Source organism: Paracoccus sp. S4493, from assembly GCF_000967735.1.
In the GTDB taxonomy this organism is placed as follows: Bacteria; Pseudomonadota; Alphaproteobacteria; order Rhodobacterales; family Rhodobacteraceae; genus Paracoccus; species Paracoccus marcusii.
Map to the genome: position 1 here is coordinate 1 of NZ_JXYF01000474.1, position 247 is coordinate 247.

1 protein-coding gene is annotated in these 247 nt (G+C 67.6%); it reads left to right on the plus strand.

Translation table 11 applies throughout. The features are described from left to right. Window positions 1–172: cytochrome c maturation protein CcmE (locus TW83_RS18555; RefSeq protein WP_045984267.1), on the plus strand; the 172-nt coding region annotated here is incomplete at its 5' end. Window positions 173–247: the final 75 nt, after the last annotated feature.

Genomic DNA, 247 nt, shown 5'->3' on the forward strand with positions numbered 1-247 from the left:
CCCCCGCCCGGACCTGTTCAGCGAAGGGCAGGGCACCATCGCCAAGGGTCACTACCGCGACGGCCGGTTCGAGGCGCGCGACCTGCTGGCCAAGCATGACGAGACCTATATGCCCCGCGAGGTGGTGGATACGCTGAAGGCGACCGGCGTCTATCAGGAACCCGGCACCTGAGGCAACGCACGCAGGGTTAACGACAGGTTAACCGCATCGCCCCAGCATCCTCCGATGCGGCCCCGATCCGGGGCG